This is a genomic window from Mucilaginibacter sp., from assembly GCF_028288225.1.
GTDB lineage: Bacteria > Bacteroidota > Bacteroidia > Sphingobacteriales > Sphingobacteriaceae > Mucilaginibacter.
The window spans coordinates 60,595-87,455 of the sequence record NZ_JAQBOC010000060.1 but is presented as its reverse complement, the minus strand read 5'-3'; the positions used below and the strand labels follow the sequence as shown (position 1 = coordinate 87,455).

The 26,861-nt window shown below is 41.3% G+C and carries 23 protein-coding genes, 1 tRNA gene and 1 pseudogene; 11 read left to right on the top strand and 14 right to left on the bottom strand.

The window, feature by feature from the left end; all coding sequences use genetic code 11:
- On the top strand, positions 1–1,077 hold a 1,077-nt coding region (locus JWQ54_RS18505), incomplete at its 5' end, for a hypothetical protein (protein ID WP_299587799.1).
- Positions 1,078–1,158: 81 nt separating this feature from the next.
- On the opposite strand, the gene obgE is transcribed toward JWQ54_RS18505, so the two are convergent.
- The 4 genes from obgE to JWQ54_RS18485 form a co-directional block, all read right to left on the bottom strand.
- On the bottom strand, positions 1,159–2,157 hold the full coding sequence (obgE, locus tag JWQ54_RS18500) for a GTPase ObgE (protein WP_299587798.1): 999 nt from the start codon (positions 2,155–2,157) through the stop codon (positions 1,159–1,161).
- 118 nt (positions 2,158–2,275) lie between these two features.
- Positions 2,276–2,848 carry an adenylate kinase gene (locus JWQ54_RS18495; protein WP_299587797.1) on the bottom strand — a complete coding sequence of 191 codons (573 nt, stop codon included), beginning with the start codon at positions 2,846–2,848 and terminating at the stop codon, positions 2,276–2,278.
- Positions 2,849–2,977: 129 nt separating this feature from the next.
- A tRNA-Arg gene (locus JWQ54_RS18490) sits at positions 2,978–3,051 on the bottom strand.
- A gap of 71 nt (positions 3,052–3,122) precedes the next feature.
- Positions 3,123–3,584 (bottom strand): peroxiredoxin, encoded by a 462-nt coding sequence (locus JWQ54_RS18485; RefSeq protein WP_299587796.1) that lies wholly within the window; start codon positions 3,582–3,584, stop codon positions 3,123–3,125.
- A gap of 153 nt (positions 3,585–3,737) precedes the next feature.
- On the opposite strand from JWQ54_RS18485, the gene JWQ54_RS18480 reads away from it, so the two are divergent.
- The 6 genes from JWQ54_RS18480 (at position 3,738) to JWQ54_RS18455 (ending at position 11,924) form a co-directional block, all read left to right on the top strand.
- Complete coding sequence (locus JWQ54_RS18480) at positions 3,738–6,101, top strand: ABC transporter permease (protein WP_299587795.1); 2,364 nt, start codon at positions 3,738–3,740, stop codon at positions 6,099–6,101.
- Between the two features lie 132 nt (positions 6,102–6,233).
- Positions 6,234–7,229 (top strand): NAD(P)H-quinone oxidoreductase, encoded by a 996-nt coding sequence (locus JWQ54_RS18475; RefSeq protein WP_299587794.1) that lies wholly within the window; start codon positions 6,234–6,236, stop codon positions 7,227–7,229.
- Positions 7,230–7,481: 252 nt separating this feature from the next.
- Positions 7,482–8,987, top strand: coding sequence for a F0F1 ATP synthase subunit beta (gene atpD / locus JWQ54_RS18470; protein WP_299587793.1), 1,506 nt, complete (start codon positions 7,482–7,484; stop codon positions 8,985–8,987).
- 82 nt (positions 8,988–9,069) lie between these two features.
- A complete protein-coding gene (gene atpC, locus JWQ54_RS18465) occupies positions 9,070–9,324 on the top strand; it encodes an ATP synthase F1 subunit epsilon (RefSeq protein ID WP_299587792.1) in 255 nt (84 codons plus the stop codon).
- Between the two features lie 246 nt (positions 9,325–9,570).
- Entirely contained in the window at positions 9,571–11,445 is a 1,875-nt protein-coding gene (locus JWQ54_RS18460) for a CocE/NonD family hydrolase (protein ID WP_299587791.1), read from the top strand.
- A 17-nt stretch (positions 11,446–11,462) separates the two neighbouring features.
- Positions 11,463–11,924, top strand: a complete 462-nt coding sequence (locus JWQ54_RS18455; RefSeq protein ID WP_299587790.1) for a DUF2314 domain-containing protein — start codon at positions 11,463–11,465, stop codon at positions 11,922–11,924.
- Between the two features lie 45 nt (positions 11,925–11,969).
- On the opposite strand, the gene JWQ54_RS18450 is transcribed toward JWQ54_RS18455, so the two are convergent.
- Positions 11,970–12,827, bottom strand: coding sequence for a hypothetical protein (locus JWQ54_RS18450; RefSeq protein ID WP_299587789.1), 858 nt, complete (start codon positions 12,825–12,827; stop codon positions 11,970–11,972).
- 83 nt (positions 12,828–12,910) lie between these two features.
- On the opposite strand from JWQ54_RS18450, the gene JWQ54_RS18445 reads away from it, so the two are divergent.
- Entirely contained in the window at positions 12,911–13,192 is a 282-nt protein-coding gene (locus tag JWQ54_RS18445; protein WP_299587787.1) for an ATP-dependent Clp protease adaptor ClpS, read from the top strand.
- Positions 13,193–13,234: 42 nt separating this feature from the next.
- On the opposite strand, the pseudogene JWQ54_RS29200 reads toward JWQ54_RS18445, so the two are convergent.
- The 9 genes and pseudogenes from JWQ54_RS29200 to JWQ54_RS18405 all read right to left on the bottom strand — a co-directional run.
- A pseudogene (locus tag JWQ54_RS29200) lies at positions 13,235–13,483 on the bottom strand (type II toxin-antitoxin system RelE/ParE family toxin); the annotation flags it as partial.
- A gap of 31 nt (positions 13,484–13,514) precedes the next feature.
- Complete coding sequence (locus JWQ54_RS18440; protein ID WP_299587784.1) at positions 13,515–13,748, bottom strand: hypothetical protein; 234 nt, start codon at positions 13,746–13,748, stop codon at positions 13,515–13,517.
- Positions 13,749–13,870: 122 nt separating this feature from the next.
- Entirely contained in the window at positions 13,871–17,008 is a 3,138-nt protein-coding gene (locus tag JWQ54_RS18435; RefSeq protein WP_299587782.1) for a CusA/CzcA family heavy metal efflux RND transporter, read from the bottom strand.
- 134 nt (positions 17,009–17,142) lie between these two features.
- On the bottom strand, positions 17,143–18,240 hold the full coding sequence (locus JWQ54_RS18430; protein WP_299587780.1) for an efflux RND transporter periplasmic adaptor subunit: 1,098 nt from the start codon (positions 18,238–18,240) through the stop codon (positions 17,143–17,145).
- A gap of 14 nt (positions 18,241–18,254) precedes the next feature.
- Positions 18,255–19,538: a TolC family protein gene (locus tag JWQ54_RS18425; protein ID WP_299587778.1), complete on the bottom strand. Its 1,284-nt coding sequence runs from the start codon at positions 19,536–19,538 to the stop codon at positions 18,255–18,257.
- Positions 19,539–19,614: 76 nt separating this feature from the next.
- Entirely contained in the window at positions 19,615–20,973 is a 1,359-nt protein-coding gene (locus JWQ54_RS18420; protein ID WP_299587775.1) for an ATP-binding protein, read from the bottom strand.
- A gap of 37 nt (positions 20,974–21,010) precedes the next feature.
- Complete coding sequence (locus JWQ54_RS18415) at positions 21,011–21,694, bottom strand: response regulator transcription factor (RefSeq protein ID WP_299587772.1); 684 nt, start codon at positions 21,692–21,694, stop codon at positions 21,011–21,013.
- Between the two features lie 129 nt (positions 21,695–21,823).
- Entirely contained in the window at positions 21,824–22,534 is a 711-nt protein-coding gene (locus JWQ54_RS18410) for a LytTR family transcriptional regulator DNA-binding domain-containing protein (protein ID WP_299587770.1), read from the bottom strand.
- Complete coding sequence (locus tag JWQ54_RS18405; RefSeq protein ID WP_299587768.1) at positions 22,531–23,550, bottom strand: sensor histidine kinase; 1,020 nt, start codon at positions 23,548–23,550, stop codon at positions 22,531–22,533. Before JWQ54_RS18405 ends, JWQ54_RS18410 begins: the two co-directional genes overlap by 4 nt.
- A 219-nt stretch (positions 23,551–23,769) precedes the next feature.
- On the opposite strand from JWQ54_RS18405, the gene JWQ54_RS18400 reads away from it, so the two are divergent.
- The 3 genes from JWQ54_RS18400 (at position 23,770) to JWQ54_RS18390 (ending at position 26,788) form a co-directional block, all read left to right on the top strand.
- Positions 23,770–24,888 (top strand): DUF2911 domain-containing protein, encoded by a 1,119-nt coding sequence (locus JWQ54_RS18400; RefSeq protein WP_299587766.1) that lies wholly within the window; start codon positions 23,770–23,772, stop codon positions 24,886–24,888.
- A gap of 126 nt (positions 24,889–25,014) precedes the next feature.
- Positions 25,015–25,983, top strand: coding sequence for a hypothetical protein (locus JWQ54_RS18395; protein ID WP_299587763.1), 969 nt, complete (start codon positions 25,015–25,017; stop codon positions 25,981–25,983).
- Positions 25,984–25,999: 16 nt separating this feature from the next.
- A complete protein-coding gene (locus JWQ54_RS18390) occupies positions 26,000–26,788 on the top strand; it encodes a hypothetical protein (protein ID WP_299587760.1) in 789 nt (262 codons plus the stop codon).
- Positions 26,789–26,861: the final 73 nt, after the last annotated feature.

The window sequence follows — 26,861 nt, the reverse complement described above, 5'->3', positions numbered from 1 at the left end:
CTGCAAAGAACCGGTTGGAAATTGTTGCTGTTTGTTCTTTTATCCGGATGGCTGGGCTTTTTCTTTAAATCATCTTTTATCTGGATCTATGCTGCGGGGCTTTGCTGCTTGTGGGTGCGTTTATCACGGGGCCGCACAGGTATTGTTGAATGGATAAAAAGAGGATTGTGGATTGGGATACCTGCAGTGCTGTCATTGACAACTATTTATATATTTTTCCTATCCAAAGGTCAGAGCCCCGCCTCGGTTTCCAAAGGACTTAAGCTAACAGCCGAAACCTTCAGCTTCCCGCTTTCTGCACCCATTCTTTCAGGTTTTTCTCTTGATGATTTTTTTCATGGCTTGTTATATAATTTTGGACGGCCGATGTTTAGTCATGGCATATCTGTAGCAATTGTGATTGTTTTAGCAATGTTGAGTTTGCTGTTGATTTTTAGCCTGATTCGTAATTCACCCAATAATAACTACACGGTGTTTATAATTGTCTTCTACTTTGGTGCATTGCTGTTTTTTGGAATTGCTTATCTAAAGCAACTTAACATCTCCTATGAAGCCAGGCATTTCCGGATAATTGGCCTGTTAATAGTTCCGGGGATGATCTGTTTGGTGAGCGGGTTAAAACGGATCTATCAATTGCTCTTTACTGTTGCATGCCTGTGCATGGCTTTTTTTAGTTTCAATTATTTAATAAAGGGATACTGGATCAATAAAAATGTAGGCGCAAAAGGTGTTTCGGGTATCTCACAGATCAACATTGATCAGCCGGCATTGAATGCAGTTATGAAACTCGACAGGGAAAACAAGAACGCCGTTTTTGTATTTATCGCCAATGATATCGGACAGGAGATCCTGCATAACCGGGTTATAAACTTATCACCTATAAATGATGATTTGAAGATAGATATGGATGATTATCGATATGAGGGTGTTGCAGGGCCGCTTTATATTATCTTGCCCGAAAGCTATAACGGGCCAAAAGAGAAATTGATTATGAAAGCATTCCCCGGCTATATGGGTTTTAACCTATCAATGCTGAGTGATAAATATGTTTTGTATTCGGCTAAAATGAAGAAGTAGTGGTTGATTGAGTTAAAACATGATAGGATTTGGCTTTTTAACCTAATCAACTTAATCTAACTCAATCAACATATTCAACCCTCAACCATTAATCTTTTTCCAAAGCAAATCCTTTAGTCCGTCGATATTTTTCTGTGCAACTGATGAAATAAAAATTGAAGGAATTTCTGTTGGAAGCTCCTTTTTCATTTCTCCCATTAATTCATCGTCCAGCAGATCTGATTTTGTAACGGCTAGTACCCTTGGTTTATGGAGCATTTCCGGATTGTATTCCTTTAACTCATGCAGCAGGATCAGATATTCTTCTTTTATAGAACGGTTAGTATCGGCGGGCACCATGAATAGTAATACGGAATTACGTTCGATATGCCTTAAAAACCTGAACCCTAAACCTTTCCCTTGCGATGCTCCTTCTATAATTCCCGGGATATCAGCCATAACGAATGATTTCCCGCCCCTGTAGGCAACTATACCCAGGTTAGGAACAATAGTAGTAAATGCATAATCGGCAATCTCGGGCTTTGCAGCAGATACAACGGAAAGCAGGGTTGATTTACCTGCATTAGGGAAACCTACAAGGCCTACATCAGCCAGTATTTTTAATTCCAGTACGTTCCAGTCTTCTTTACCTTCCTCGCCGGGCTGTGAGTAGCGGGGGGTTTGTTGTGTGGATGTTTTAAAATGCCAGTTTCCCTGTCCGCCCCTGCCTCCGGGAGTTAAAATTTTTGTTTCACCATCTTCGGTTATCTCAAAAATAATCTCCCCGGTTTCTGCGTTTTTAACAGTTGTACCCAAAGGCACTTCAAGTATTTCATCCCTGCCGGTTTTGCCGCTTCTTAACGAACTGCCTCCCGAATCGCCGTCGCCGGCAATTACATGTTTCCGGTACTTAAGGTGAAGCATGGTCCATAACTGAGCGTTACCTTTTACAATAACATGCCCGCCTCTGCCACCATCACCACCATCAGGCCCACCTTTTGAGGTTAATATATCGCGGTGCAAATGCGCAGAGCCAGCCCCTCCGTGGCCTGAACGGCAACAGATCTTCACATAATCAACAAAATTTGAACCTTGAGACATTTTTTATTTCGGATTTCGGAATTACAATTTCGGATTTTTTTTTATTTCTGAATCCTTCTTCGGATTTTCTCAACCCTTAATGAAAAATCCGAAATCGAATATTCGAAATCCGAAATTCTTAATATGCAGCTATCACATCATCAATCTCATCAAATATTTCATTGATTGATCCGATGCCGTTTATGCTTTTAAATTTATTCTGAGCTTTATAAAAACCGGCAACTGGCGCGGTTTTATCATTATATTCTTTAATCCGCTTGCGGATAACTTCGGGGTTAGCATCATCAGGCCTGCCTGAATCTTTACCACGTAATAGCAAACGCTGTTCAAGCTCATCATCATTAACTTCAAGCGCTATCATGCCCAAAATAGGGGCATTTTTGCTGGCAAGCAACTGATCCAGCGCTTCTGCCTGTGCTACTGTACGTGGAAATCCGTCAAAAATAAAACCCTTTGCATCTTTATTTGCATCAAGCTTATGACTGATCATGCCAATAACCACTTCATCAGGAACCAGCGTGCCATGATCCATCAGCTTCTTTGCTTCTAACCCAAGTTCTGTTCCCTGGGAAATTTCGCTCCGTAAAAGATCACCGGTTGAAAGATGGATCAACCCGTGTTTTTCAATAAGTTTTTGTGATTGTGTCCCTTTCCCTGCCCCGGGAGGACCAAACAATACCAGGTTTAGCATGCTTTTATCAAATTAAAAGCCTTTCGGTACTATACAGAAAGGCTTATTTTTAGTCTTTAGTCTTATGTTCTGAGTCAGAAGAGAAGTTTGACTTCGACTTTGAACCCCAAGCTAACGACTTTAAAAGAGTGCACTTGAAGGGAGTCGAACCCCTAACCTCCTGATCCGTAGTCAGGTGCTCTATCCAATTGAGCTACAAGTGCGGTATAAAGTGCTTTTTTAAACGGACTGCAAAAATAGGATTTCTTTTCATTCCGTTATAATATTTTTTAAATTACTTTACAACAGCTGCAATTGCGGCAAAATCAGGCAGGTCTGTGGCTACTTCAAGCACCTCCGCATAGACTATATTCTGCTCTTCATCAATAACAAATGCTGCGCGTTTTGAAACCCCTTTCAATCCAAACACAAACTGCTCATATATAGCGCCGTATGCAGTTGAAATCTCCTTGTTAAAGTCAGACAATAAATCGAATTGATAGTTATTTTCTTCCTTAAATTTAGTAAGGGTAAATGGCGAATCAACAGAGATGCCCAGTATAGCTGCATTTAAGCCGTCGTAATAGCCAAAGTTGTCGCGCATGGTGCACAACTGGGTAGTGCAGGTGCCTGTAAAAGCCATTGGGAAAAAGTGTAATACTACTTTTTTGCCTTTAAAATCGGCCAGTGATACTTCTTTTAATGCTGATGAAACTAAAGTGAATTGTGGAGCGGGCGAACCTGGTTGTAATAACATGAATGATTTTTTTACGCAAATAAATGATAATTAAATCAATGTTTAACTTCAATTGTATCGTTACAAACTGAATTTACAAGTTCCTGACAAATTAAAATTTGTATAACTAAATATTTAGTTATAACTTTATGGTAATAATTAAATGCTATTGCCATGATCAGAAATTACATCAAAACCGCATTCCGCAGTCTCTTAAAAAACAAAGGTTTCACTTTTACAAATATTTTGGGGCTTGCCCTTGGTTTGTCAACCTGCCTGCTCATTGTTTTTTACGTGATTGATGAACTGAGTTACGACAGGTTTAATACCAAATACGAAAGAATTTACAGGGTAAATACTGATCTTAAAGCCGGCATCAATGAAACATCCTTTGATATAACTGCTCCCCCGGTTGCCGATGCACTGCTGAAAGAATTCCCGGAGGTAGAAAGATCAATGCGGATAGGGCAGGGTGTAAACATCCGCTTTAAAAAAGGCAATGATGTTATAGACGAGAAAAAGGCATTTTATTGTTCCAGCGGCGTATTCGGCATATTTACCTTGCCCATGCTGCAAGGCGATCCAAAAACTGCGCTTGCCGAACCTCATACAATGGTTATTACCCAAACCATCGCCCTGAAATATTTTAATACCACCAACGCCGTTGGGAAAACCCTGTTTTTGGTTACCGACAGCACCATGTATAAAGTAACCGCAGTTATTGAAGATCTGCCCACCCAATCACATTTTAAGGCTGATCTTTTTATAGCTATGGGGCCTAATCATGATAACAGCTGGGCGCACTTTAATACCAATACTTATATCCTCCTTAAACAGGGCGCCGATCGTAAAAAATTGGAATCAAAGTTTGCCGCCCTTATCCGCAGAAATGAAACCACTCCTTCCTTTGATTATAATAAATTTGAAGCAAAGGGCAATTATATCAGGCTAAATTTAACGCCGCTAAAGGACATCCACCTTCACTCAAACAGGCAGAGGGAACTTGGGGTAAATGGAAATGCGCAATACATCTACATATTTTCGGCTATAGCCATATTTATATTGATCCTGGCTTGTATTAATTTCATGAACCTTTCAACAGCCCGGTCGGCTAACCGCGCCCGCGAGGTGGGTGTCCGTAAAGTATTAGGTTCATCCCGGAAATACCTGGTTGCCCAGTTCCTTTCCGAATCTATAATGGTTACACTTGCGGCTACCATTATAGCAGTATTTACGGCATGGGCGATATTGCCTTTGTTTAATCAGATCTCTGGCAAATCATTAACCATCACCGCCCAAACCTTTGCCTGGCTATTACCCGCGTTATTAATTGTCATTATAGTAGTTGGCGTGCTGGCCGGGTCATACCCTGCATTCTTTCTTTCCGCTTTTCAACCCATCCAGGTTTTAAAAGGAAAATTAGCAACAGGTTTTAAAGGAAGCGTCCTGCGCAGCTTTTTGGTGGTGTTCCAGTTTTCTATATCCATATTCCTTATCATTGGCACATTGGTTATTTATAACCAGCTCACCTATATCCGCAATAAGGACCTCGGCTTTAACCGTAACCAGGTGCTTATTATAAAAAATGCAAATTCTATTGATCCTAAGGTGTTAAAGCAGCAGGTTAAACAAATGCCCGGTGTATTAAACGCAACCTTAACCCATTACCTGCCTACATCCAATTTAAGCGCCCTGAATTATGTTGATGCAGGTACAGTAAAAAACATCGAAACGCAGTTTTGGCAGGTAGATGCCGATTATATCAGCACCATGGGAATGAAGCTAATACAGGGCCGTAATTTCAATGAACAGTTTTTAAGCGATTCATCGTCGGTAATAATCAATGAAACCATGGCGAAGATGATTGGCTATAAAGGTAGCCCAGCAGAGAAAATACGTGACGGAAAGGATTATAAAATCATTGGTGTGGTAAAAGATTTTAACTTCAACTCCTTACGGGATAATATTACCCCGGTAATGCTTGTTATGAAAAATGACTGGATGGCCTCACTAAGTGTTAGATTAAACACCGCCAATTTGCCCGCGCTGATGCAACAGGTGCAAAACAAGTGGAAAGCATTACAGCCCAACCTGCAATTTGAATATTCATTTATGGATGATGATTTTAATGCTTTATATAATAATGAGCAGCGGATGGGCAAGATCTTCATCGTTTTTACGTCGCTGGCCATTATCATTGCCTGTCTTGGGTTATTCGGACTTGCCGCGTATGCTGCTGAACAACGTAACCGCGAAATAAGCATCCGCAAAGTATTGGGCGCTGAGGTAGCCGCCATTGTGGCCATGCTTTCTAAGGATTTCATTAAGCTGGTATTCATCTCCATAATAATAGCCACGCCACTTGCCTGGCTGACGATGCAAAAATGGCTGGAGGGTTTTGCATATCGTCAAAATTTCCAATGGTGGGTTATTGCGGTAACGGGTTTAGGCGCATTAGTTATCGCATTTATTACGGTGAGCTATCAATCAATTAGGGCGGCGCTGGTGAACCCCGTGGATAGTTTAAGGAGCGAATGAAACCGTAGGGGCGTATCGCATACGCCCTATACAACGGATTACACATCAGTACATCGGGGTCATAGGGCGTATGCGATACGCCCCTACGTTATTTGCAAACATTCCTGCCATATTTAAGGTTATTTTTACCCAATGAAAGCCATCATCATAACCAGGCCGGGTGGTCCCGAAGTTTTAAAAATTGAAGAACGGCCAACACCAGCTTACTCATCAACAGAGGTATTGATAAAGGTACACGCTGCCGGGGTTAACCGACCCGATGTTTACCAGCGTAAAGGAAATTATCCGCCGCCACAGGGTGCACCGCAGGATATCCCGGGACTTGAAATTGCAGGTGTTATTACTGAGATTGGTTCAGAAGTTACCCGGTGGAAGGTTGGTAATAAAGTTTGCGCCCTGGTAATGGGCGGCGGTTATGCGGAGTACTGCAATGTGCCCGAAGGTCAATGTTTACCTATTCCGGGTAATCTCACTTTTATAGAAGCAGCATCCTTGCCCGAAACCTTTTTTACCGTTTGGAGCAATGTGTTTGACAGAGGCCAATTAAAGAAAAATGAAACGCTGCTGGTTCATGGCGGATCGGGCGGGATAGGGGTTGCTGCCATACAAATGGCAACGGCTTTAGGGCATACCATTTACGTAACAGCCGGATCGGATGAAAAATGCCGGTTTTGTGAAGATCTGGGCGCTGCAAAGGCCATCAATTATAAAACAGATAACTTTGCGGATGTTATAAAGGAAGTTACAAATAAAAAAGGTGTTGATGTTGTTTTAGATATGATAGGCGGCGATTATACCGCTGGTAACCTTAGCGCATTAGCTGAAGAGGGGCGACTGGTGCTCATCAACACCATGAGTGGTAAGAATGTGCAGGTTGATCTTTCTGTGGTGATGCGTAAACGTTTAACCATAACCGGGTCGATGCTGCGTTCGAGGGAAATTGCTTTTAAAGCAGCCATCGCCCAAAATCTCGAAAAAATTATCTGGCCTTTTTTGGCATCGGGCAAAATAAAACCGGTTATTAATAAAGTTTTCCCGGCTGATAAAGCTGCCAAAGCACATCAACTGATGGAAAGCAGCGAACATGTGGGGAAGATAGTGTTGGAGTTCATAGTTGATGGTTCATAATTCATAGCCGAAGGGAAAGTGGCAGCGGGTAGCGGGAGTAGCACAAGGGCCGATACCTGCATGGCGCAGATTGTTATCAGGAAAAAACTGCAAACTGTAAACCGAAAACTGCCAACTAAATATTCACCCAAAAAATCTTACTTCTGCTATTTTAATATTTGTTTATAAATCATAACTTTGCGCACCGAAATAGGAGGTATTTTTTTTACGCCTAATATTTCATAATAAATACTTTAAATTACCAGGTAATATATGCCAAACATTGGAAAAATATCACGGATCATCGGTCCGGTAGTTGACGTAAGCTTCGCGGATGACGCTCATCTTCCTAAAATTTATGATGCATTAGAGATCACTAAGGAAAATGGTCAGAAGGTTATTTTAGAGGTTCAACAGCATTTAGGTGAAGATCGCATTCGCGCTATCGCCATGGATTCAACTGACGGTCTGCTACGCGGAATGAAGGTTGTGGATTTGGAATCAGCTATAAAAATGCCTGTTGGCGAAGATATTAAAGGCCGCGTATTTAACGTGGTTGGCGATGCTATTGATGGTATTCCTAATCTTGATAACACTAACGGCCGTCCTATTCACAATGCGCCACCGCGTTTTGAGGATCTGTCAACCGAAACTGAGGTGTTATTTACCGGTATTAAGGTTATCGATTTATTAGAGCCTTACGTAAAAGGTGGTAAAATTGGTTTGTTCGGCGGTGCGGGTGTAGGTAAAACCGTATTGATCCAGGAACTGATCAATAACATTGCAAAAGCATACTCTGGTTTATCAGTATTTGCAGGTGTAGGAGAACGTACCCGTGAAGGTAACGACTTACTGCGCGAAATGCTTGAATCAGGGATTATAAAATATGGTGATGCATTTATGCATTCCATGGAAGAAGGCGGATGGGACTTGTCCAAAGTGGATCCTGAAGCATTAAAAGACTCAAAAGCAACCTTCGTTTTCGGACAAATGAACGAGCCTCCCGGTGCACGTGCACGTGTGGCCCTTTCAGGATTAACTATTGCTGAATATTTCCGCGATGGGGATGCCGAAGGTAAAGGCCGTGATATCTTATTCTTTATCGATAACATTTTCCGCTTTACACAAGCTGGATCTGAAGTATCGGCGTTGCTTGGCCGTATGCCATCAGCGGTAGGTTACCAGCCAACATTGGCAACAGAAATGGGTAACATGCAGGAGCGGATCACATCAACAAAACGCGGTTCAATTACATCTGTACAGGCCGTTTACGTACCTGCGGATGACTTGACTGACCCTGCACCGGCAACTACATTTGCCCACCTGGATGCTACAACCGTACTTTCACGTAAAATTGCCGAGCTTGGAATTTATCCTGCGGTGGATCCTTTGGATTCAACCTCACGGATCCTTAGCGCTGCTATTTTAGGTGACGAGCATTACAATACTGCTCAGCGTGTTAAAGAAACTTTACAGCGTTACAAAGAGTTACAGGATATCATTGCTATTCTTGGTATGGACGAGCTTAGTGAAGAAGATAAATTAGTTGTATCACGCGCACGCCGTGTTCAGCGTTTCTTATCTCAGCCGTTCCACGTAGCCGAGCAGTTTACCGGTTTAAAAGGTGTATTGGTTGATATTAAAGAAACTATAAAAGGCTTTAACATGATTATGGATGGCGAAGTGGATGAATATCCTGAAGCAGCATTCAACCTTGTAGGCAGCATTGAAGAAGCTATTGAAAAAGGTAAAAAATTAATAGCGGAAGCGAATAATTAAGAAGAGTCAGGATGGCAAGAATCAAGATTCAAGATAAAAATTCTTGACTCCTGATTCTTGACTTCTTAAATCTACACAAAGCATGACATTAGAAATTCTTACTCCCGATAAGACAGTTTACGAAGGCGAGGCTACCTCGGTAACCCTTCCTGGTACTTTGGGATTTTTTGAGATCCTGAACCACCACGCACCTATCATCTCTACCTTAGAAGATGGTAAGGTAACCATACGTGGAGGCAGCGCAGGCAAAGAAGAAATATGGTTTATAAAGGGCGGCGTTGTTGAAGCATCAAACAATAAGGTTGTTATTTTAGCCGAAGGTATTCAGCATAAATAATTTATCCCGCTTAATTGAAATTTAAGAAATCCCTGGCTATTTGGCCGGTTTTTTTTTTTAACCTTGATTTGCCTGATTTTAGGATTAAAGGATGGATGGCGCCAAAGTCCTGTCCCTCTTTAAACCCTACGAATCACGGTTCAAAATTACCTGTGAATCCAATTCAGGTAACGATTTTATGAAGACGGCTCATTAGGGTTGTCTTTTTTGTTTTAATGCTTACATTTAAACTTTGAAATCGTTTAAATGAAGAAATTTATACTCTCCGCTTTATGCTTTACGCTTTTAGCTTTAGTCTCTAGTGCACAACCGGGTAGTAATAGTCCCGATGCTGCTTATGTTAAGGATAACTATACCAAATACGAGTACCAGATCCCGATGCGGGATGGTAAGAAACTGTTTACTTCGGTTTATGTACCAAAGGATCAGTCGAAAAAATACCCGTTTATGATGGACCGCACCTGCTACAGTGTGGCGCCTTACGGTGTCGATAAGTATAAAGGCAGCCTTGGCCCGTCGCTAGCGTTTTTGCATGATGGCTATATTTTTGTTTACCAGGATGTGCGTGGCCGCTGGATGAGCGAGGGCATTTATGAAGAGATGACGCCTGAAAAGGAAGAGCATAAAACCAATAACGATGTTGATGAAGGCACCGATACTTATGATACTATCGACTGGCTGCTAAAAAATGTTCCGGATAATAACGGCAAAGTAGGGGTATGGGGCATCTCGTATCCTGGTTTTTATACCACAACCGCATTGTTGAGCCGTCACCCTGCATTGGTGGCCGCATCGCCGCAGGCTCCTATAGCCGATTTATGGCGAGATGACGGCTGGCATAATGGTGCATTCTTCTTAGTGGCCAACTTTGGCTTTTATCCGGGTTTTACCAACAGGCAGGATGATAAGCCAACCCAACGCAGGGGCGGCCGGTTTAATCCGGGTACTAATGATGGGTACGAGTTTTTTATGAAGATGGGTCCCATGAAAAACACCAACGATAAGTATTATAAAGATACTATTCGCCTGTGGAACGAGATGATGGATCATCCTACCTATGATCAGCACTGGAAGGATCGGAATGTGCTTTCACATCTGCACGATATAAAAACAGCAGTACTGGTTACGGGAGGATGGTACGATGCCGAGGATTTGTATGGGGCTATAAACACTTATAAAACATTGGTGAAGGAAAACCCTAAAACACCCGTTTACTTCACAATGGGGCCATGGGTGCATGGTGGATGGGCACGCGGTGCAGGCGATCATTTAGGTGATGTTGATTTTGGCGGGGCCACAGGCCCGCATTACAGGGACGATATTGAATTTAAGTTTTTTAGTCATTACCTAAAGGGTACTGACATGAGCATTGCCCCAATTAATACATTTGAAACCGGGGTAAATAAATGGAACGAATACAAAACTTGGCCACCAAAAGAGGCACAAGAAAAACAATTATACTTATTACCTGGCGGCAAACTATCATTCAAAGCCCCGGCTACAGGTAAGGACAGCTATGACGAATACGTATCTGATCCTAATAACCCTGTACCATTCCTTGACCATAAAAGCATGGACATGGACCGCGAATACATGACTGCCGATCAGCGGTTTTTGGCTGATCGCAAAGATGTTTTAAGCTATACAACCGATGTACTTGCCAGCGACGTGACCATAGCAGGTAATATCTGGGCGAACCTGAAAGTATCAACCACCGGCACTGATGCTGATTTTGTGGTAAAGGTTTTGGACGTGTACCCTGATACTGCTGCAAACACGAAGTTTACCGGTAAGGATGTAAAGATGGCAGGTTACCAGCAAATGGTACGCAGCGAGCCTATGCGCGGCAAATATCGTAACTCAATTGAAAAGCCGGAGCCATTTACACCCGGCAAAGTTGCCCCGGTAAACTGGGAGCTGCAGGATGTATTGCATACCTTTAAAAAGGGCCACAAAATAATGGTACAGGTACAAAGCACCTGGTTCCCGCTTATTGACCGGAACCCGCAAACCTTTGTTGATATTATGAAGTGTGACAGCACCACTTTTAAGAAAGCTACACACAGGGTTTACACCTCCAAAACTAATCCAAGCTTTTTGAAAGTAAGGGTTGTGGAATGATTTGCGGATATTTCAATATGAAGACGAAAAGTTTTTTAATATTTTTATTTACAATAGGTTTTACTACCGCTCACAGTCAAACAAAAGTGAGCGGTAGTAAGGTTTATGAGTCTGTTAGTTTAGTTAAAGATGATTCTACATTTTTAACTTTAAAAGATACTGCCCAGGCGCACCTGCAAACATTTATTGACAGTTTAAATAAATATGGCAGGAACACTGCTAATTACAGGTTCATTATAAAATCAGACTTTGTTGAAGGTGATGAACACGAGCACATGTGGTCGCTTATATTTAATTATAACCATGGTGATTTTAAAGGGATATTTATTGATTCCGCATTTACTATAAAAAATATAAAAACCGGTGATAAGGTTATAATCAAGAGAGAAAGTATAGAAGATTGGTCCATTGATAATTTAATAACCGGGAAGCACATCGGATATTTTTCCGAAATGTATATTAATAGTAAGGAAAACTAATTAGGCGAGGGTCATACCTTACGATTTGACCCGCGTATCCAAAACTCACTTCGCCAAATAAAATTTCTCCCAAAAATCTTCTGATTTAGAGAGTACGCTGTGATCGGCTGCACCTGCTCCGCCAGGGTTACCACCCCGGCCGCCTCTGCCACCACCGCCGCCGCCGCGTCCTCCGCGACCACCACCACCGCCCATACCACCGCCTCTTCCGCCACGCCCTCCGTTGCCTTCCTGGCCTTCGCCACCGGGTGCTGCCGGCCGGATTATACTATTGATTTTGAAATTGAAGGCCCATTCGGTTTTTGCAGCATTATCGGTGTGCAAAAGCACCAGGGGGATGGCTGCCTCGCAAATAAGGTAGCCCTTATCGTCATAGTCAATGGCGGTTTTAATGCCGTAGGTGTTGCTGGTAGTAATCATATTGCCTTCAATATCTTTAAAACCTTCAACCTTTATGCCCCGTAATGAAGTTAACATGGCTGCTTTTAGCTCATCGCGGTCTTGTTTTGTTAAATCGCCGCTATCATCTTTTTGCAGTTCAAGCAGGGGGCCGCTTTCCCCTGTATTAAGCGGGAAGGTAATGCTAAAGATTTCCTTTTTTTTACCTTTTGTGTTGATGCCTAAAGTAAGGCCTGCCTTAAGGATGCGGACCTGCTCGCTTCTGTCATTAACACGTATGGCCATGTATAGGGTATCCTTGCTATTGGCAAGGTCATAATTGATTTGTTTTTCGGCATTAAAGTAGTGCAGGCTGTCGCCCCATTCTTTAATTGAACCATCTACAGCAATGTTTTTTGGCGGAGCCTGTAAGGTAGCGGTGATTGTCGTTTGTGCACTGCTTAAGGTTACGCTGCATAATTGGATAATTACGGCAAAGGCAAAGTAGGGGGGGATTGCTTTCATAAAATAAAAATATGGCTTTTAAAGTCAATAGAACATTATTTTAACTGCTTTATTATAGTTTTTGAGTAATTTTGTGATTACGTATGCCAACTGAAGTACAGGAAGAAACCCTCACCCTTGAGGAGATATTAGCAGGGCTTAAAGAAATGCACCGCCTTATTTTATGGAATGACGACCATAATACCTTTGACCATGTTATTTTTTGCATGATGAAATACCTGGATTATTCTGACGCACAGGCCGAAAAGATTGCGTGGAAGGTGCATAACGAGGGAAAATGCGCCATACTCGAAGGCTCATTTACTGAAGTAGAAGTTTATCGTAAGATCCTTCAGCAGGAAGGGTTAACGGTGAGTGTTGAATAGAGGATAAAGGTAGCAAGTCAAAGTTAAGATAGGTAAGAGCATTTAATTAACAGGCTCCTGACGATTGTCCCAGAAAAAAAGCACTTCAATCCGATCGTTAACTCCTCTGTATACAACTGATGTATGTTTGGTTATTAAACCTTTTCTAACATCTTTTTCCTGGTATGCTTTAAAAATATAAAGTTGTTGGGAAATTGTATCTAACACCTTGTATGTTCTTTCAACAAACTTTTCAGCTGAGCTACTGCCCCAATTTTCACGGATAAAAAGTATTATAGATAAAAAAGTGTCTTTTGCCTTTGGGTTAGGATAATTGCAAGTTTCATTTTTTAAGCAAGGCGTTCACTTCTCTTTTTACTTCATCATAGGAAATAAACTCTCCTCTATTAGCTTGTTCCAAAGACTCATTGATGCCTTGTTTTACTGATAATGGTAATTCGTTCCACCAATCCTCCTCTTTATCTTTAAATAAAGATTTAATTTTATTGATGAGTCCGGCATCATTGGTACTTAATATCAATTTAGCCAATTCTATTTTTTCCGCCTGGATATCCATAATATCAAATTTACGAAATAATTCAACAAAGTTTCAGGCCTAATGCTTAAAAACCGTCTCCGGATAGTGCAGCTTTCGCTGCACCACCTTCGACACATCAATATAAAACAAGGGGTATTAATTTAATTTTTATTCCTGATCACTATGCCGCTTTCAACTCTTTTGCGGTACGACCAGAAGAACACGATTGGAAAAACAAAAAGGTTAAATATGGTATTGGTTATCAGTCCGCCAATTACCACTATAGCTAATGGCTTTGATGCCTCGGAGCCTATCCCGTGCGACATAGCAGCGGGTAATAAACCTATTGCAGCCATCATTGCTGTCATCACTACCGGGCGTAAACGGTCGGCTACACCTGCTTTTAAGGCTACTGCAAATGATGTCCAGGTGGTGTGATGCTTTAGTTCGGTAATGTTGCTTTTAAACTTGGTGATGAGGATCACGCCGTTTTGCACGCAGATTCCGAATAATGCGATAAAGCCTATACCTGCCGAGATATTAAAGTTAACCCCGGTTATCAGCAAGGCCAGGATCCCGCCCATTATGGCAAACGGAACATTGTTTAGTACAAGTAATGAATCGCGGAAATTACCAAACAGGATAAACAGGATAAAGAAGATCACGAGCAGGCTAATAGGCACAACCTGGCTCAGCCTTTTTGTTGCGCGCTGCTGATTCTCAAAATCGCCGGCCCATTGCAGGGAATAGCCTTTTGGTAACTTTATTTGCGCATTTACCTTGCCCTGTGCTTCTTTAACGGTGCTGCCCATGTCCCTGCCGCGGATAGAAAATTTTATTGCCCCGTATCGCTGATGATCGTCCCGGTAAATCATGCTGATACCAGTGGTCTTTTTAATATTTGCTATCTCGCGCAGGGGGACAGTGTTTCCGTTAAGGGTTGGTACCCGTAAATCGCCTATGGACAGTTCATTATTCCTAAAATCTTCTGGATAACGGATCCGCAGGTCGAATTTTTTCTCACCTTCATAGATCTGCGTTACAGCTTTACCACCTATAGCCATTTCAATTACAGCATTGGCATCTGCAGCAGTAACGCCGTATTGTGCCATCTCATCCTGGTTAAGGTCTATTTGCAGTTCCGGCTGACCAACATTATGCAGTACCCCCAGATCCTGGATGCCATTTACACGTTTTAATATGGAGTAGATATTTACTTCCTGTTGTTCGATGTATTTATAATCCTCGCCAAACATTTTTACAACGATGGAGCCTTTTACACCGGATACCGCTTCTTCCACGTTATCAGATATAGGCTGCGAGAAGTTGATATCAACGCCGGGAAAAAATTTCAGCTTCTCTTGCATCCGCTGAATCAGTTCTTCTTTAGTTTCTTTCCGCTTCCACTGGCCTTCGGGGTAAATGTCAACATGAAACTCGATGTTATAAAAGCCCGTTGCGTCGGTACCATCATTAGGCCTGCCCGTTTGCGACATTACCTGCTTTACCTCATCAAAGCTCAGGAAGATGTTTCGCATCTCGTTAGCCATTTTAACCGACTCCTTAAGTGAAATACTTAACGGCCCTGTAGCACGAACATAGATGGCGCCTTCGTTAAGCTCTGGTAAAAACTCGGTACCTAAAAGCTTAAAACAGCCGAGGCTCACAACAAGAGCAGCGATAGCTATGGGGAATACCAATTTGCGGGCCTTAAAACAAACCGAGTAAAACCGCATTGCATTGTTAGTTATAAAATCAACAAATACATTATGCTTTTCTTTAACGTCCTTTTTTAACAGGAAGCTGGCTAAAGCAGGTACAAAAGTAAATGTGAGGATAACTGCACCCAGCAGGGCAAAGCCTAATGTCCATGCCAGGGGCGAAAACATTTTACCTTCAACTTTTTGGAAGCTGAAAATTGGCAGCAAACCGGTTATGATAATAAGCTTGGCAAAAAAGATGCCCTTACCGTTAACCAGGCAGGCCCTTTTAATAAGCCCAAGCTTGCTCATTTTGTTATAATTAGCCATGCCAACTTCTTTGGCCTTGTGATCAAGCACCACAAAAATGCCCTCAACCATTACCACGGCCCCGTCAATAATTATCCCGAAGTCGATAGCTCCCATTGATAAAAGGTTGGCCGACATGCCCTTTAGCTTTAAACAGATAAAAGCAAAAAGCAATGCAAGCGGAATAATGAGCGACACGATAAGCGTTGTGCGCCAGTCGGCCATAAACAGGAACACGATCACTGTAACAAATATTATCCCTTCGGCCATGTTATGCAAAACGGTGTCCGTAGCAAAGTTTACCAGGGTCTCCCGGTCATAAAATGTGTTTAGCTTAACATCGTCGGGCAGTATTTTTGTATTAAGCTCATTGATCTTTAATTTAAGGTTTTTAATAACCTCGCTTGGGTTTTCGCCTTTGCGCATTACCACAATCCCCTCAACAACATCCGGATCTTTATCGCGCCCAACCTGTCCTAAACGCGGCAAGGCAGACTCGGTAACCTCTGATATAGTTTTTACATATATTGGCGTGCCTTTAATATTGTTTATGACTATATTTTTGATTTCATCAATATTGTTAAGTAAACCAATGCCGCGTACTACATAAGCCTGCCCGTTTTGATCGATCACATCGCCGCCAACATTTACGTTGCTTTTGGATACTGCTTCATATAGCTGTAATGGAGTTACATTATACTGTACTGCTTTTTCGGGATTAATAGTGATCTGGTAAGTTTTTACTTCACCGCCAAAGCTGTTTACATCCGCCACGCCAGGTACAGCTTTTAATTCGCGGTCGACCACCCAATCCTCAATGGTCTTTAATTCCTTAACAGATTTTTTGTTACTGGTTAAGGTGAAACGATAGATCTCACCTGTCGGCCCATAAGGAGGCTCAATAGACGGGTTTACATTATCGGGCAGACTGGCATCGCCAATATGGTTATTGATTTGCAGGCGCGCTGCATTATAATCAACCTCATCATCAAAAGTAATCTTTACTACAGAGAGGCCGAACAGCGATGATGACCGGATGCTGGTCTTTTTCTCTGCCGGGTTCATGGCAATTTCAATAGGGCGGGTAACAAATTTTTCAACCTCTTCGGCGCTCCGGCCGGGCCATTGGGTAATTATGGTAACCGATGTATTGGTAACATCAGGAAAAGCATCAATACTTATTGTTTTAAAGCTGATATAACCAGCAACAGCAAGCAGCGCAGTCACAAAAAATATGAAGAACCTGTTCCTGAGAGCGAATGAAAGAATATTTTTTATGAACTTATTCATGTAGTGTTATTTCGGATTTCGGATGCTCGATTTCGGATTTGTTTTGTTTCGAAATTGAGATGACCGATATCCTGTTTAATTTTTTTATTTTCTAATTCCGAAATCGAACATTCGAATTCCGAAATTCTTCAAAATCAATCCTTTAACGATTCATACAAATACACCTGTCTTGATGTTATTACCTGGTCGCCAGGCTTTAAGCCTTTGCTGATGTATGCCCTGTCTTCAACTGTTTTAGCTATTTCAACCGGCTGAACGTGAACCTTTGCCTTGCCATCTACTACTATCACATAGTTTTTATCGTTATCAAAAACCAAAGCATGGGAGCTAACCTCGGGCAGGTTCTCACCTGATTTTGCTTTTATCAGCACATTGGCAAACATTCCCGGTTTGAGCAGATTGCCCGGATTTTCTATTTTGATCCTGGCGTGCATTACCTTGTTGTCAGGATCGAGCATATTATCGATCTTGTCTATCTTTCCTTCAAATGTTTTATCAGGATAAGAGAGCGTTGTGATCTTTACCGGGTCGCCGGCCTGGATCTTGGAGATATCAGATTCATACACATTAACCAGCACATATACTGTTGAAAGGTCGGCTATAGTAAACAGGTTTTGGCTGTTATCTGCCCTTACCTGTGTATTATTGGTCAGGTTTTTCTCAACCACATAGCCTGACAGTGGTGTTTTAACTTCATACCCGTTGCTATTACTTTTATTGATAGAAATTACAGCACCGGCACGTTTACCTTCGGCTACAGCTTTCTGGTAGTCGGATTGTGCCTGTTCCAGATCTTTTTGCGATGCAAGCCCGCTTTTATACAGATCCTGGGTTGATTCCATTACCCGTTTGGTATTCCTAATATCAGCTTCAGATGAAATATAGTCCCTGGTAAAACCGGCCATTTCCGCACTCTTCATAATAGCCAGCGTTTGGCCTTTGTGCACCACATCGCCAAGTTGAACGTTTACATCCTGTGCAACGCCACTTACCAGTGGGAACACCTTTACCATTTTATTCTCATCAGGTGCAATACTGCCGGTTAACGTAATTTGTGCTAGCGCGCTGGCCTCTTTAACCGTGTCGATAAGCAGACTGTTGATCAGGCTGTCCGTAACCTGGAAACGGGTGTCTTTTTCCTGGCTGTCATCAGCACGGTGACAGCTTTGAAATGTAAGGGCCGTAACAGAAAGAACTATAGAAAGCGCGAGTATTTTATATTTGGTATGCATTTTTGTAGCAGTAATTATTGATTGAAGAATGGTGTCCCGGTAACATAGTTAAGCTGCTCCAGCGAGGTAACCCGGTTAAGCTGAAGCGTATTTAATTGCAGGGTGTTGGTTTTGTAGGAATCATAAAAATCAAGGAATTCCAGCAAACTGAGGTTCCTTTTTTCGTAGTTCTTAAAAACTTCTTGTATCAGGTGGATAAAGTCGTTTTTAAAAGCCGGGTCAAAGCTGTTATACAGACTCTCTAACCGTAATGCGTTTTTATAATTTGTTGCCACATCGCTTTCAATATGATCCTGCTGACTTTGCAATTGCACCTTGCTTTGGTCAATAGCAATTCGCGCCTGTTTAATTCCTCCCTGGTTACGGTTAAAAAATGGCAGGCTAAAACCGATGCCTGCGCCTAAAAAGTTGGTGCCATAGCTGCCCAACTTGTCATAATTAAGGGAAAGCGAAACATCAGGTACAGCGGTTGCCTTTTGCAATTGCAGGTTAATGTTATTATAATCAACAGCTGATTTGGCTAGTTTTAGATCATAGCGGTTGGCATAAGCAGAATCCAGTAATGTTTTGTAGGGCACGCCCGCTACAACAGCTTTTCCTTCAATGTTATAATCAGTTTGGGGTTGGATAGTGGTATTTGCAGGCGTTTTGGTTAATAGCTTAAATTCACTTTGTACTGTATCAATGCCTGTTTGCAGGTTATTATATTCAGCCTGCAAAGTGTAAAGCTGCGATTGGATGCGCAACACTTCCTTTTCGGCAACGTTGCCTTTTTTATACTGTTCTTTAAAAACGGTTAAGGCTTTTGCTAAAGAAGTGATCTCCTGATCATAAACTTTGGCCGATTGCTGCTGGAAATAAATGGTATAAAAATCATTTCTCAGTGTGAATTTTAAGGTGCGGAGCAGATCGAAAAACTGATACTTAGCCTGTTCAGCACTGAGCTTTGCCAGCTGGATATTTTTATTCCGTTTACCAGCAGTAGTAAAAAGCTGTGAAATGCCAGCCGAATGGTCTTTATATGCAGGCCCTTCAGTGGCATCATTAGAATGAATGCCGTTTGAAAAATTAAAATCAGGATTGGGAAACAAGCGGGCTGTAATTACCATGGCGTTTGCATTATCGATATTGTAACGCTGGATAATGAGCTGCAAGTTGTTTTTCAAAAACAGATCCTCGGCCTGTTTAATAGTTAGCTTAAGTGTATCACTTGCCGTAGCTTGCGCATTTGCTTTGGCTGCGAAAATTATAAACCCCGTTTGCAGTAATAATATAATAAAAACAAACCTTTTGAACATAGTATAATTTGATCCCACAAAATTATACTACCCGTATTAGAGGCAAATTAAAGCCGGATTAGAATTACATTAGAATTTACCTGCTGAACTTAATGGTAAAGGTGGTGGTTTCACCAGGGATAGACTCAATTTGGATTGTTCCGTTAAAAAGCTGGATAATTTTGCTGGTTACATAAAGGCCGATTCCGCTGCCCTGGAAGTTTTTTACATTGGTACCACGATAAAATGACTCAAAAACTTTTTCCAGTTCACCGGGCATTATACCAATACCACGATCAATTATCTTTACAATGATATTTTCTTCATCAGCATACAGGTCGCACTGTACACGCTTGTTTTGCGAGAACTTATAGGCGTTACCTATAATATTATTAAATGCTATGGTTAATAATGATTTATTAGCAAATAATTGTAATTTTTCCTGGTCATCAGGAAGTTGCAAAATATTTACAATGAACATTCCTTTGCCAGCTTTTACGGTCCAATAATCATTAAGCTCCCATATAAGCTCGTCAATAGCTACAGGCTTATAGGCCGGGCGGGTATAATCCATATCAACGTTTGCCAATTCGAGCAAGCTGGTAATGGTTTCATTAAGCCGCTCTGCGTCATTCAGAACAGATTTCAGCACCTCTTCATATTCAGGCTGGGTGCGCAGCTTATTCAGAGCAATTTCAATTTCGCCAATTATAGATGTAATTGGTGTACGCAGCTCGTGCGAAGCGTTTACAACAAATGTTTGCTGCAGCTCAAACGCGTTTTGCAAATGTGCCAAAAGCCGGTTAAAATTATGGGCCAGCGCGCTTATCTCGTCCTTTCCGTTCCCTTCATCAACCCTTAAGCTCAAATCACCTGCCCTTACCAGTTGCATTTGTTTAATTACTTCATCAATAGGCTCCAGCGTTTTTTGGGCAAACCATCTGCTTATTAAAAATAGACCTGCCGTAACACATATCAGTAATACAGCCATTGATTTGATTAGATCCTGCAGCCTTTTCGCGCCCTGTATGTCAATAGCCGAAACCAATATCACAAAGTTACCCTGGTTGTCATTATAGTAAATGCCTACCGTTTGCCGTTGGCCTTCATCAAACTCCAGCTGTTTGTTTTTACGTACCTGGTTAATTATCGGGCTCGCCCAAAACTGGTTTTTGTCTTTAATAAACGAAGCGGCGTTTTTTTCATCATAAAGACGAATCACCTCATTGTGAAGGCTGTTTAGATAATTTTCTTTTACATGATTTAAAGAGTCGGGCGAAATTTCATCAGCTTTCAGGTATAGTTTAGCAGCAATGTTGGCCCGGTCCATTAATTGTTCGTAAAAGTTCGACCGGATAAGTGAATTAAAGGCAATACAAACAACCGCCTGCACAATTAACAGTACAATTGCGCTAATTGTAGTAAAATAAAGCGAAAGCCTGTTCTTTATTTTCATTAGTTATAGCCAACTCTTTCCAAAGTGTGCAGAGATTTTATTTATCGCTCTTTAAAATATACCCCATACCAATAACTGTATGGATCAGCTTGTTTTTAAAGCCCTTTTCAATTTTTTTACGCAGGTAATTTACATACACATCAATAAAATTGGTTCCGGTATCAAAATCAATTTTCCATACCTGCTCTGCAATATACTCCCTTGATAAAATTTTATTTGGATAGCTCATAAATAACTCGAGCAATGTATATTCTTTAGCGGTTAGCGCAATTTGCTGACCTGCCCTTTCGGCAACATTGCTCCAGGTATCCAGCTTAAGGTCGTCAAATACCAGGATATGGTCGGCAGTTTCACCAACTTTCTGGCGGCGTAGTAAAGCTTCAATGCGGGCCACCAGCTCAATAAAATGAAATGGCTTTACCAGGTAATCATCAGCCCCGGCTTTTAAGCCTGATACTTTGTTCTGTACCTGGTCAAGCGCGGTTAACATTAAAATGGGAGTTTTAGTATCAGTAAACCTTATCTGCCTGCAAAGCTCAATTCCATTAATATCCGGAAGCATAACATCCAGTATCAGCAGGTCGAAATCGTTTTTTTGCAACAGTGCCTTTGCCGTTATACCATCATTGGCAATACTGATCTTATAGCCCTGCTCCTCAAGTCCTTTGCTGATAAATGCAGCAACCTTTTGTTCGTCCTCAACTAAACAGATATTGGCCATAGGGAGCAAAGATGAGTAAATTTCGGAATTCGGATGTTCGATTTCGGATTTTTTGTTTAAACAAGGATCTACCTGATTCGCAAGTTAATCAAGTAATCCTAAAATCCTATTAATCATGGTTCAAAACCATCAGAAGATCCGCTGGCTTATCACCGCCATAAACTTTTCCTTAAATTTTTCGCTGATAGGGATTTGCTTGCCGGCAATATAAATATGGTTGTCCTGGATCTTGATTATCTGTTTGGTATTAACGATATAGGAGTTATGCACCCTTACAAACGGCGGATTTAATTGCTCTTCAATATCCTTTAACCGGCGATAGATAAGCAGCTGCTCGGCAGGGGTTACCAGGCGCACATATTCTTTTTCGCCCTCAAAATATTGAATGTCCTCCATCAGGATCTTCCTGAGCACCTTGCCCGATTTTACAAAAAAGTACTCGCTACCCGTAGAAGGCAACGTGTTGTGATTATTTACGTGGAAGGTGAAATATGCCTCTATCTTTTGCATCGCTTCCAAAAAGCGCTTAAGGGTGATGGGCTTTAACAGGTAATCAATAGTTTGAAAGGCATAGCTTTCGGCAGCATATTCGGAGTAGGCAGTAGTAAAAACAATTTTTGTATCCTTTGACAGCAGACCAGCCAATTCCATCCCGCTGAGCTGGGGCATATTGATATCTAAAAAAATAAAATCGGGTTTGTTTTCCTTCAAAAATGCAATAGCCTCCAGAGCGTCATAACATTTGGCTAAAAGCTGCCATTTCGTGTTTTGACCTATCAGGATCTCCAGCAGGTTTACCGCATTGGGTTCATCGTCAATAATTATACAATTTAAATTCATGCTACAGGGACTTTTAAAAAGGCGGTAAAATAAGCACCCGGGTTATTGATGCTTAACTCAAAGTTTGAGCCATATAGCAAAGTAAGGCGTTTACGCAGGTTTTCAATACCAAACCCGCTTGGTTCGTTGGTTCCGGGTTTATCATGCACCTGGTTGCGGGTTTCAAAAAGCAGGTAGCCATCCTGTTGCACCAATGAAATATCTATCTTGTTTTTACTGCTCGATTTATCAACTCCGTGTTTGAAAATATTTTCTACAAATGTCATCAGCAGCATAGGCGGAATGCGGAGATCTGCATTACAATCTTTAATAAAATTTAACTCTATTTCGTGCCGGATGCGAATTTTTTCCAAAGCAATATAGTTTTCTAAAAACTGTACCTCGGTTGCCAACGAAACTTCTTCCTTCGGGCTTTCATCAACAAAATAACGCATAATGTCTGATAGACGTTCAATTAGTTTTGCAGTACGGGGGGCCTCGCGATAGGCCTCGTAATAAATATTATTCAGTGTATTAAACAAAAAATGAGGCTGTACTTGTGATTTTAACAGATTAAGCTCGGCCTGACTTTTTTGCGCCAGTATTTTTTCCGACTGCTGTTTTAAGGTGAAGTATGCAATAGCAATGCGAAAAATAAAACTGAGCAGGTATGTTAAAAAACCCGCAATCATGAAATTTATAAGAGTGCTTTTTGTTATAACCTCGGGTTTAAGGGCGAAGTATTTATTATAAATATAAGTGAGCAGGTAGCCCCTTGATAAACCTGCGGAGACAACAAATATGAATGCGAAAATTGCATATTGAACTTTTTTTCCTGTTTCATAAAACTTAGGGAATAGAAATTTAATATTTCCATAAATAACAACAGCGTAAAAAGAAACATTTAACAGGGAAAATATTCCGGCCTGGTAAAAACCATCTTCGGGCAGGTATGAAAAAAATATAATTAAAAAAACCGCTACCCAAATAAGCCATTGAAGCTGTTTAAGTGTTGCCTTGCTGCCATTAAATTCCATTTTTAAATTTACAAAGCTTTTTCATTCCTGCCGCTGGTTTTCAATAATTCGCCTTTTTTATTCAATAAATGCTGCTTTATGGTAAATACCGTCTGTTGATATTATTAGGTAAATCATTTAAAATAAACGGTATAAGGTTTAAATGATTTGTTTGATTACCCGATAAAAACCAGCTTTAATAAATATTCTGTTTCAAATCCACATTTAAAAACCTTTGACATGAAAAAACTTCTTAATGCTTTTATCATTTTAGCATGTCTTCAATTTGGCTTGGCCAATATTGCTAAGGCACAGCTAACATCCTTTCCTGACGGGGATAATAAAAGGGCATCAGTTAGTGAGCAAATAGGACTTACTGATGTAAGCATTCATTACAGCCGCCCCGGTGTAAAAAAACGTGATGGCCATATTTGGGGCCAGCTTGTTCCGCCGGGATATGTCGATCAGGGCTTTGGTCCTTCAAAGTCGGCCCCATGGAGGGCTGGCGCAAATGAGAGTACCAGCATTGAGTTTTCAACCGATGTAAAGGTTGAGGGTCAGCCTTTAGCCGCAGGTAAGTATGGCTTTTTTGTTGCCTACGGTGCTGATGACTGTACACTGATCTTCTCAAAAAATTCAACGTCGTGGGGCTCGTTTTTTTATAAACCAGATGAAGATGTGCTGCGCGTAAAAGTAAAACCCATACCAGCCGATAAAAGCGTTGATAGGTTGAAATATGAGTTTGCCGGCCAAACATCAAATAGTGCTATCATCCAGCTGCAATGGGAAAAACTGGTTGTCCCTTTTAAGATAGAGGCTGACGCGGTGAAAAACCAGCTGGCATCTTTCAGGCAGGAACTGCGCACCGAAAAAGGCTTTAGCTGGGAAAGCTGGAACCAGGCTGCATTATACTGTGCACAAAATAAAACCAATTTAGATGAAGCCTTATTATGGGCTGATACGGCAACAAGCATAAATTTTGGCGGCAGCCAGAGTTTCCAGGCATGGAGTACCAAGGCAACTGTGTTAGACAGCCTTGGCCGTAAAACCGAAGCCGCAGATGTAATGAAAAAAGCTTTGCCATATGCCAGTTTAAATGAAATATATTTTTATGGAAGAACTTTAACCCGTAATAAAAAAGGTAAAGAGGCTCTTGAAATATTTAAAATGAACTATAATAAACACCCGGATGATTTTCTTGCTAATGCCGGCATGGCAAGAGGGTATTCGGCAATAGGAGATTATAAAAAGGCTTTAACATTTGCACAAAAAGCCCATACCCTGGCGCCGGATAAGACGAATAAAGATATAACGGATAAATTTATTAAAACCTTACAGGACGGTAAGGATATAAATTAGTGATTAGAGGCTAGAGATCAGAGGTTAGTGTCTATAGCAAACAATCTCTTAGGATGATTAAATCGGTCTCAAACCCGTATCTGTTTTACAAATAAAATTTTAAAACTATAATTTAAGGATCTTAATATGCAGTTTTTATATTGGTTATCACGTGAAGTTACAATTGGTATAATCATTACATTGTGCTCAATTTTTTCGGTATTCAGCCAGGCTTCACAGCCAAATATTGTTGATACCGCTTCAAGGCCGAAGGTATTTGCCGAAGGTGCGGTATCAACCCCTTACTCCGAATGGGCTACTTCATTTACCCCTGATGGCAACACGGTGTACTTTTCACGCGGCGCTATTTACTGGACCATCTGCTACTCAAAGCTGGTTAACGGCAAATGGGGCAGGCCGGGAGTGGCCGCTTTTTCAGGAAGGTATAACGATACAGATCCTTTTGTTAGTCCGGATGGTAAAAGGATGTTTTTTATATCAAACCGCCCTTTTGAAGCTGGTGAAGATAAGCCTCAAAAGAATTACCATATCTGGTATGTTGATCATATTTCGGGTGACGAATGGTCGGCGCCCAAGCACATAAATGGTACTGTAAACTTGGCCGGGAGTAATAATTATGGGCCATCTGTAAGCAGCTCGGGCACGCTTTTCTTTTGCTCACGCAATAGGGAAGGCAATAAGGGCATGGGGGGCTACTCGGCAAAATGGCTGGGCGACCATTATGATAAGCCCCAACAGCTAATATTGCTTGGGAAGGAGGATGTACAAGATCCATTTACGGCGCCTGATGAAAGCTATGTGGTTTTTTTAAGCGGTAGTGATCTCTACTACTGCCCAAAAAATGGTAACGAATGGGGAACAGCGCAAAAGTTAGGGCCGCAGGTAAATAACGGCGATTCTAACTCATCTCCATATGTATCCCGGGATGGAAAAATGCTGTATTACTCGTCAAGTAGGGTAAAGGGCTTTTATAAACGGGATCTAAAGGCGAAACCATTAAATTATGACGAGCTGGAAGCCGAAAATAAAAGCATTTTTAATAGCGAGGGAAATATATTGATGATCCCGGTCAATATCTCAAACACTACACATTAAACATTTATAATATTCAATGAAAAAGTTCAATTACGTTCTTATTATTTCCATATTTTTTTCGTTAAGCTTAGCTTACGGACAAACGGATACCATCCGCCTGAAAGATAAACGGTTGCTCACTTCGGTATTAAAACCGGGGCTTAAACAATATCTTATATATTTTCAAACTGCCAAGGCTCAAAAAACGCTCCGGTTTTGGTATTGGCTAAGGGATATTAAAACTGAAAACAGGAACGGGGAAAAGGTTTTTACAATAGCACAACATTGGTATGGCAGCGATACTAATAGCTACCGTAAAGTTTACTCAATAAATAAAGCCGCTGATTTTGCGCCGGTTTATCATTCCGAAACCGTACAAAATAAAACAAGCGCCTATAACTGGGACAATGATAAAATTAATGGTGCCGATAGCATAGCTGATAATTCAAAAAAGGATTTCTCCCTTAATTTTAATGCGCCAAACTTTAACTGGAACCTGGATATTGAAACCTTTGAGATGCTGCCATTGTCGGCAGGTAAAACTTTTGCAATCAATTTCTACGATGCCGGGTTGGACCCGCCAAAATATATTTTATACAAAGTTACCGGTAGCGAAACAATAGCTACACTAAGCAATGAGAAGGCTGATTGCTGGAAATTGATTACTGAGGGTGACTATGCAGGCGGCCATTTTTCACAGACTTTTTGGATCAGCAAAAAAGATCATGAATTTTTAAAGGAAGAAGATGCTTTTAATGGCGGCTACAGGTATAAATTAAAAATGATGGATGCCGCCACTGACCTGTTGCCAAGGTTCGCAAAATAAATCAATCAACTATAACCCTGTAAACGGCCCTTTGCAAATACTGCAAGGGCTGTTTTTTTGTATATCTTTACGT

Coding starts and splice junctions, on each gene's coding strand:
- obgE (WP_299587798.1), bottom strand. CDS start 2,157: ATGTCTCAAGGTTCAAATTTTGTTGATTATGTGAAGATCTGTTGCCGT.
- JWQ54_RS18495 (WP_299587797.1), bottom strand. CDS start 2,848: ATGCTAAACCTGGTATTGTTTGGTCCTCCCGGGGCAGGGAAAGGGACA.
- JWQ54_RS18485 (WP_299587796.1), bottom strand. CDS start 3,584: ATGTTATTACAACCAGGTTCGCCCGCTCCACAATTCACTTTAGTTTCA.
- JWQ54_RS18480 (WP_299587795.1), top strand. CDS start 3,738: ATGATCAGAAATTACATCAAAACCGCATTCCGCAGTCTCTTAAAAAAC.
- JWQ54_RS18475 (WP_299587794.1), top strand. CDS start 6,234: ATGAAAGCCATCATCATAACCAGGCCGGGTGGTCCCGAAGTTTTAAAA.
- atpD (WP_299587793.1), top strand. CDS start 7,482: ATGCCAAACATTGGAAAAATATCACGGATCATCGGTCCGGTAGTTGAC.
- atpC (WP_299587792.1), top strand. CDS start 9,070: ATGACATTAGAAATTCTTACTCCCGATAAGACAGTTTACGAAGGCGAG.
- JWQ54_RS18460 (WP_299587791.1), top strand. CDS start 9,571: ATGAAGAAATTTATACTCTCCGCTTTATGCTTTACGCTTTTAGCTTTA.
- JWQ54_RS18455 (WP_299587790.1), top strand. CDS start 11,463: ATGAAGACGAAAAGTTTTTTAATATTTTTATTTACAATAGGTTTTACT.
- JWQ54_RS18450 (WP_299587789.1), bottom strand. CDS start 12,827: ATGAAAGCAATCCCCCCCTACTTTGCCTTTGCCGTAATTATCCAATTA.
- JWQ54_RS18445 (WP_299587787.1), top strand. CDS start 12,911: ATGCCAACTGAAGTACAGGAAGAAACCCTCACCCTTGAGGAGATATTA.
- JWQ54_RS18440 (WP_299587784.1), bottom strand. CDS start 13,748: ATGGATATCCAGGCGGAAAAAATAGAATTGGCTAAATTGATATTAAGT.
- JWQ54_RS18435 (WP_299587782.1), bottom strand. CDS start 17,008: ATGAATAAGTTCATAAAAAATATTCTTTCATTCGCTCTCAGGAACAGG.
- JWQ54_RS18430 (WP_299587780.1), bottom strand. CDS start 18,240: ATGCATACCAAATATAAAATACTCGCGCTTTCTATAGTTCTTTCTGTT.
- JWQ54_RS18425 (WP_299587778.1), bottom strand. CDS start 19,538: ATGTTCAAAAGGTTTGTTTTTATTATATTATTACTGCAAACGGGGTTT.
- JWQ54_RS18420 (WP_299587775.1), bottom strand. CDS start 20,973: ATGAAAATAAAGAACAGGCTTTCGCTTTATTTTACTACAATTAGCGCA.
- JWQ54_RS18415 (WP_299587772.1), bottom strand. CDS start 21,694: ATGGCCAATATCTGTTTAGTTGAGGACGAACAAAAGGTTGCTGCATTT.
- JWQ54_RS18410 (WP_299587770.1), bottom strand. CDS start 22,534: ATGAATTTAAATTGTATAATTATTGACGATGAACCCAATGCGGTAAAC.
- JWQ54_RS18405 (WP_299587768.1), bottom strand. CDS start 23,550: ATGGAATTTAATGGCAGCAAGGCAACACTTAAACAGCTTCAATGGCTT.
- JWQ54_RS18400 (WP_299587766.1), top strand. CDS start 23,770: ATGAAAAAACTTCTTAATGCTTTTATCATTTTAGCATGTCTTCAATTT.
- JWQ54_RS18395 (WP_299587763.1), top strand. CDS start 25,015: ATGCAGTTTTTATATTGGTTATCACGTGAAGTTACAATTGGTATAATC.
- JWQ54_RS18390 (WP_299587760.1), top strand. CDS start 26,000: ATGAAAAAGTTCAATTACGTTCTTATTATTTCCATATTTTTTTCGTTA.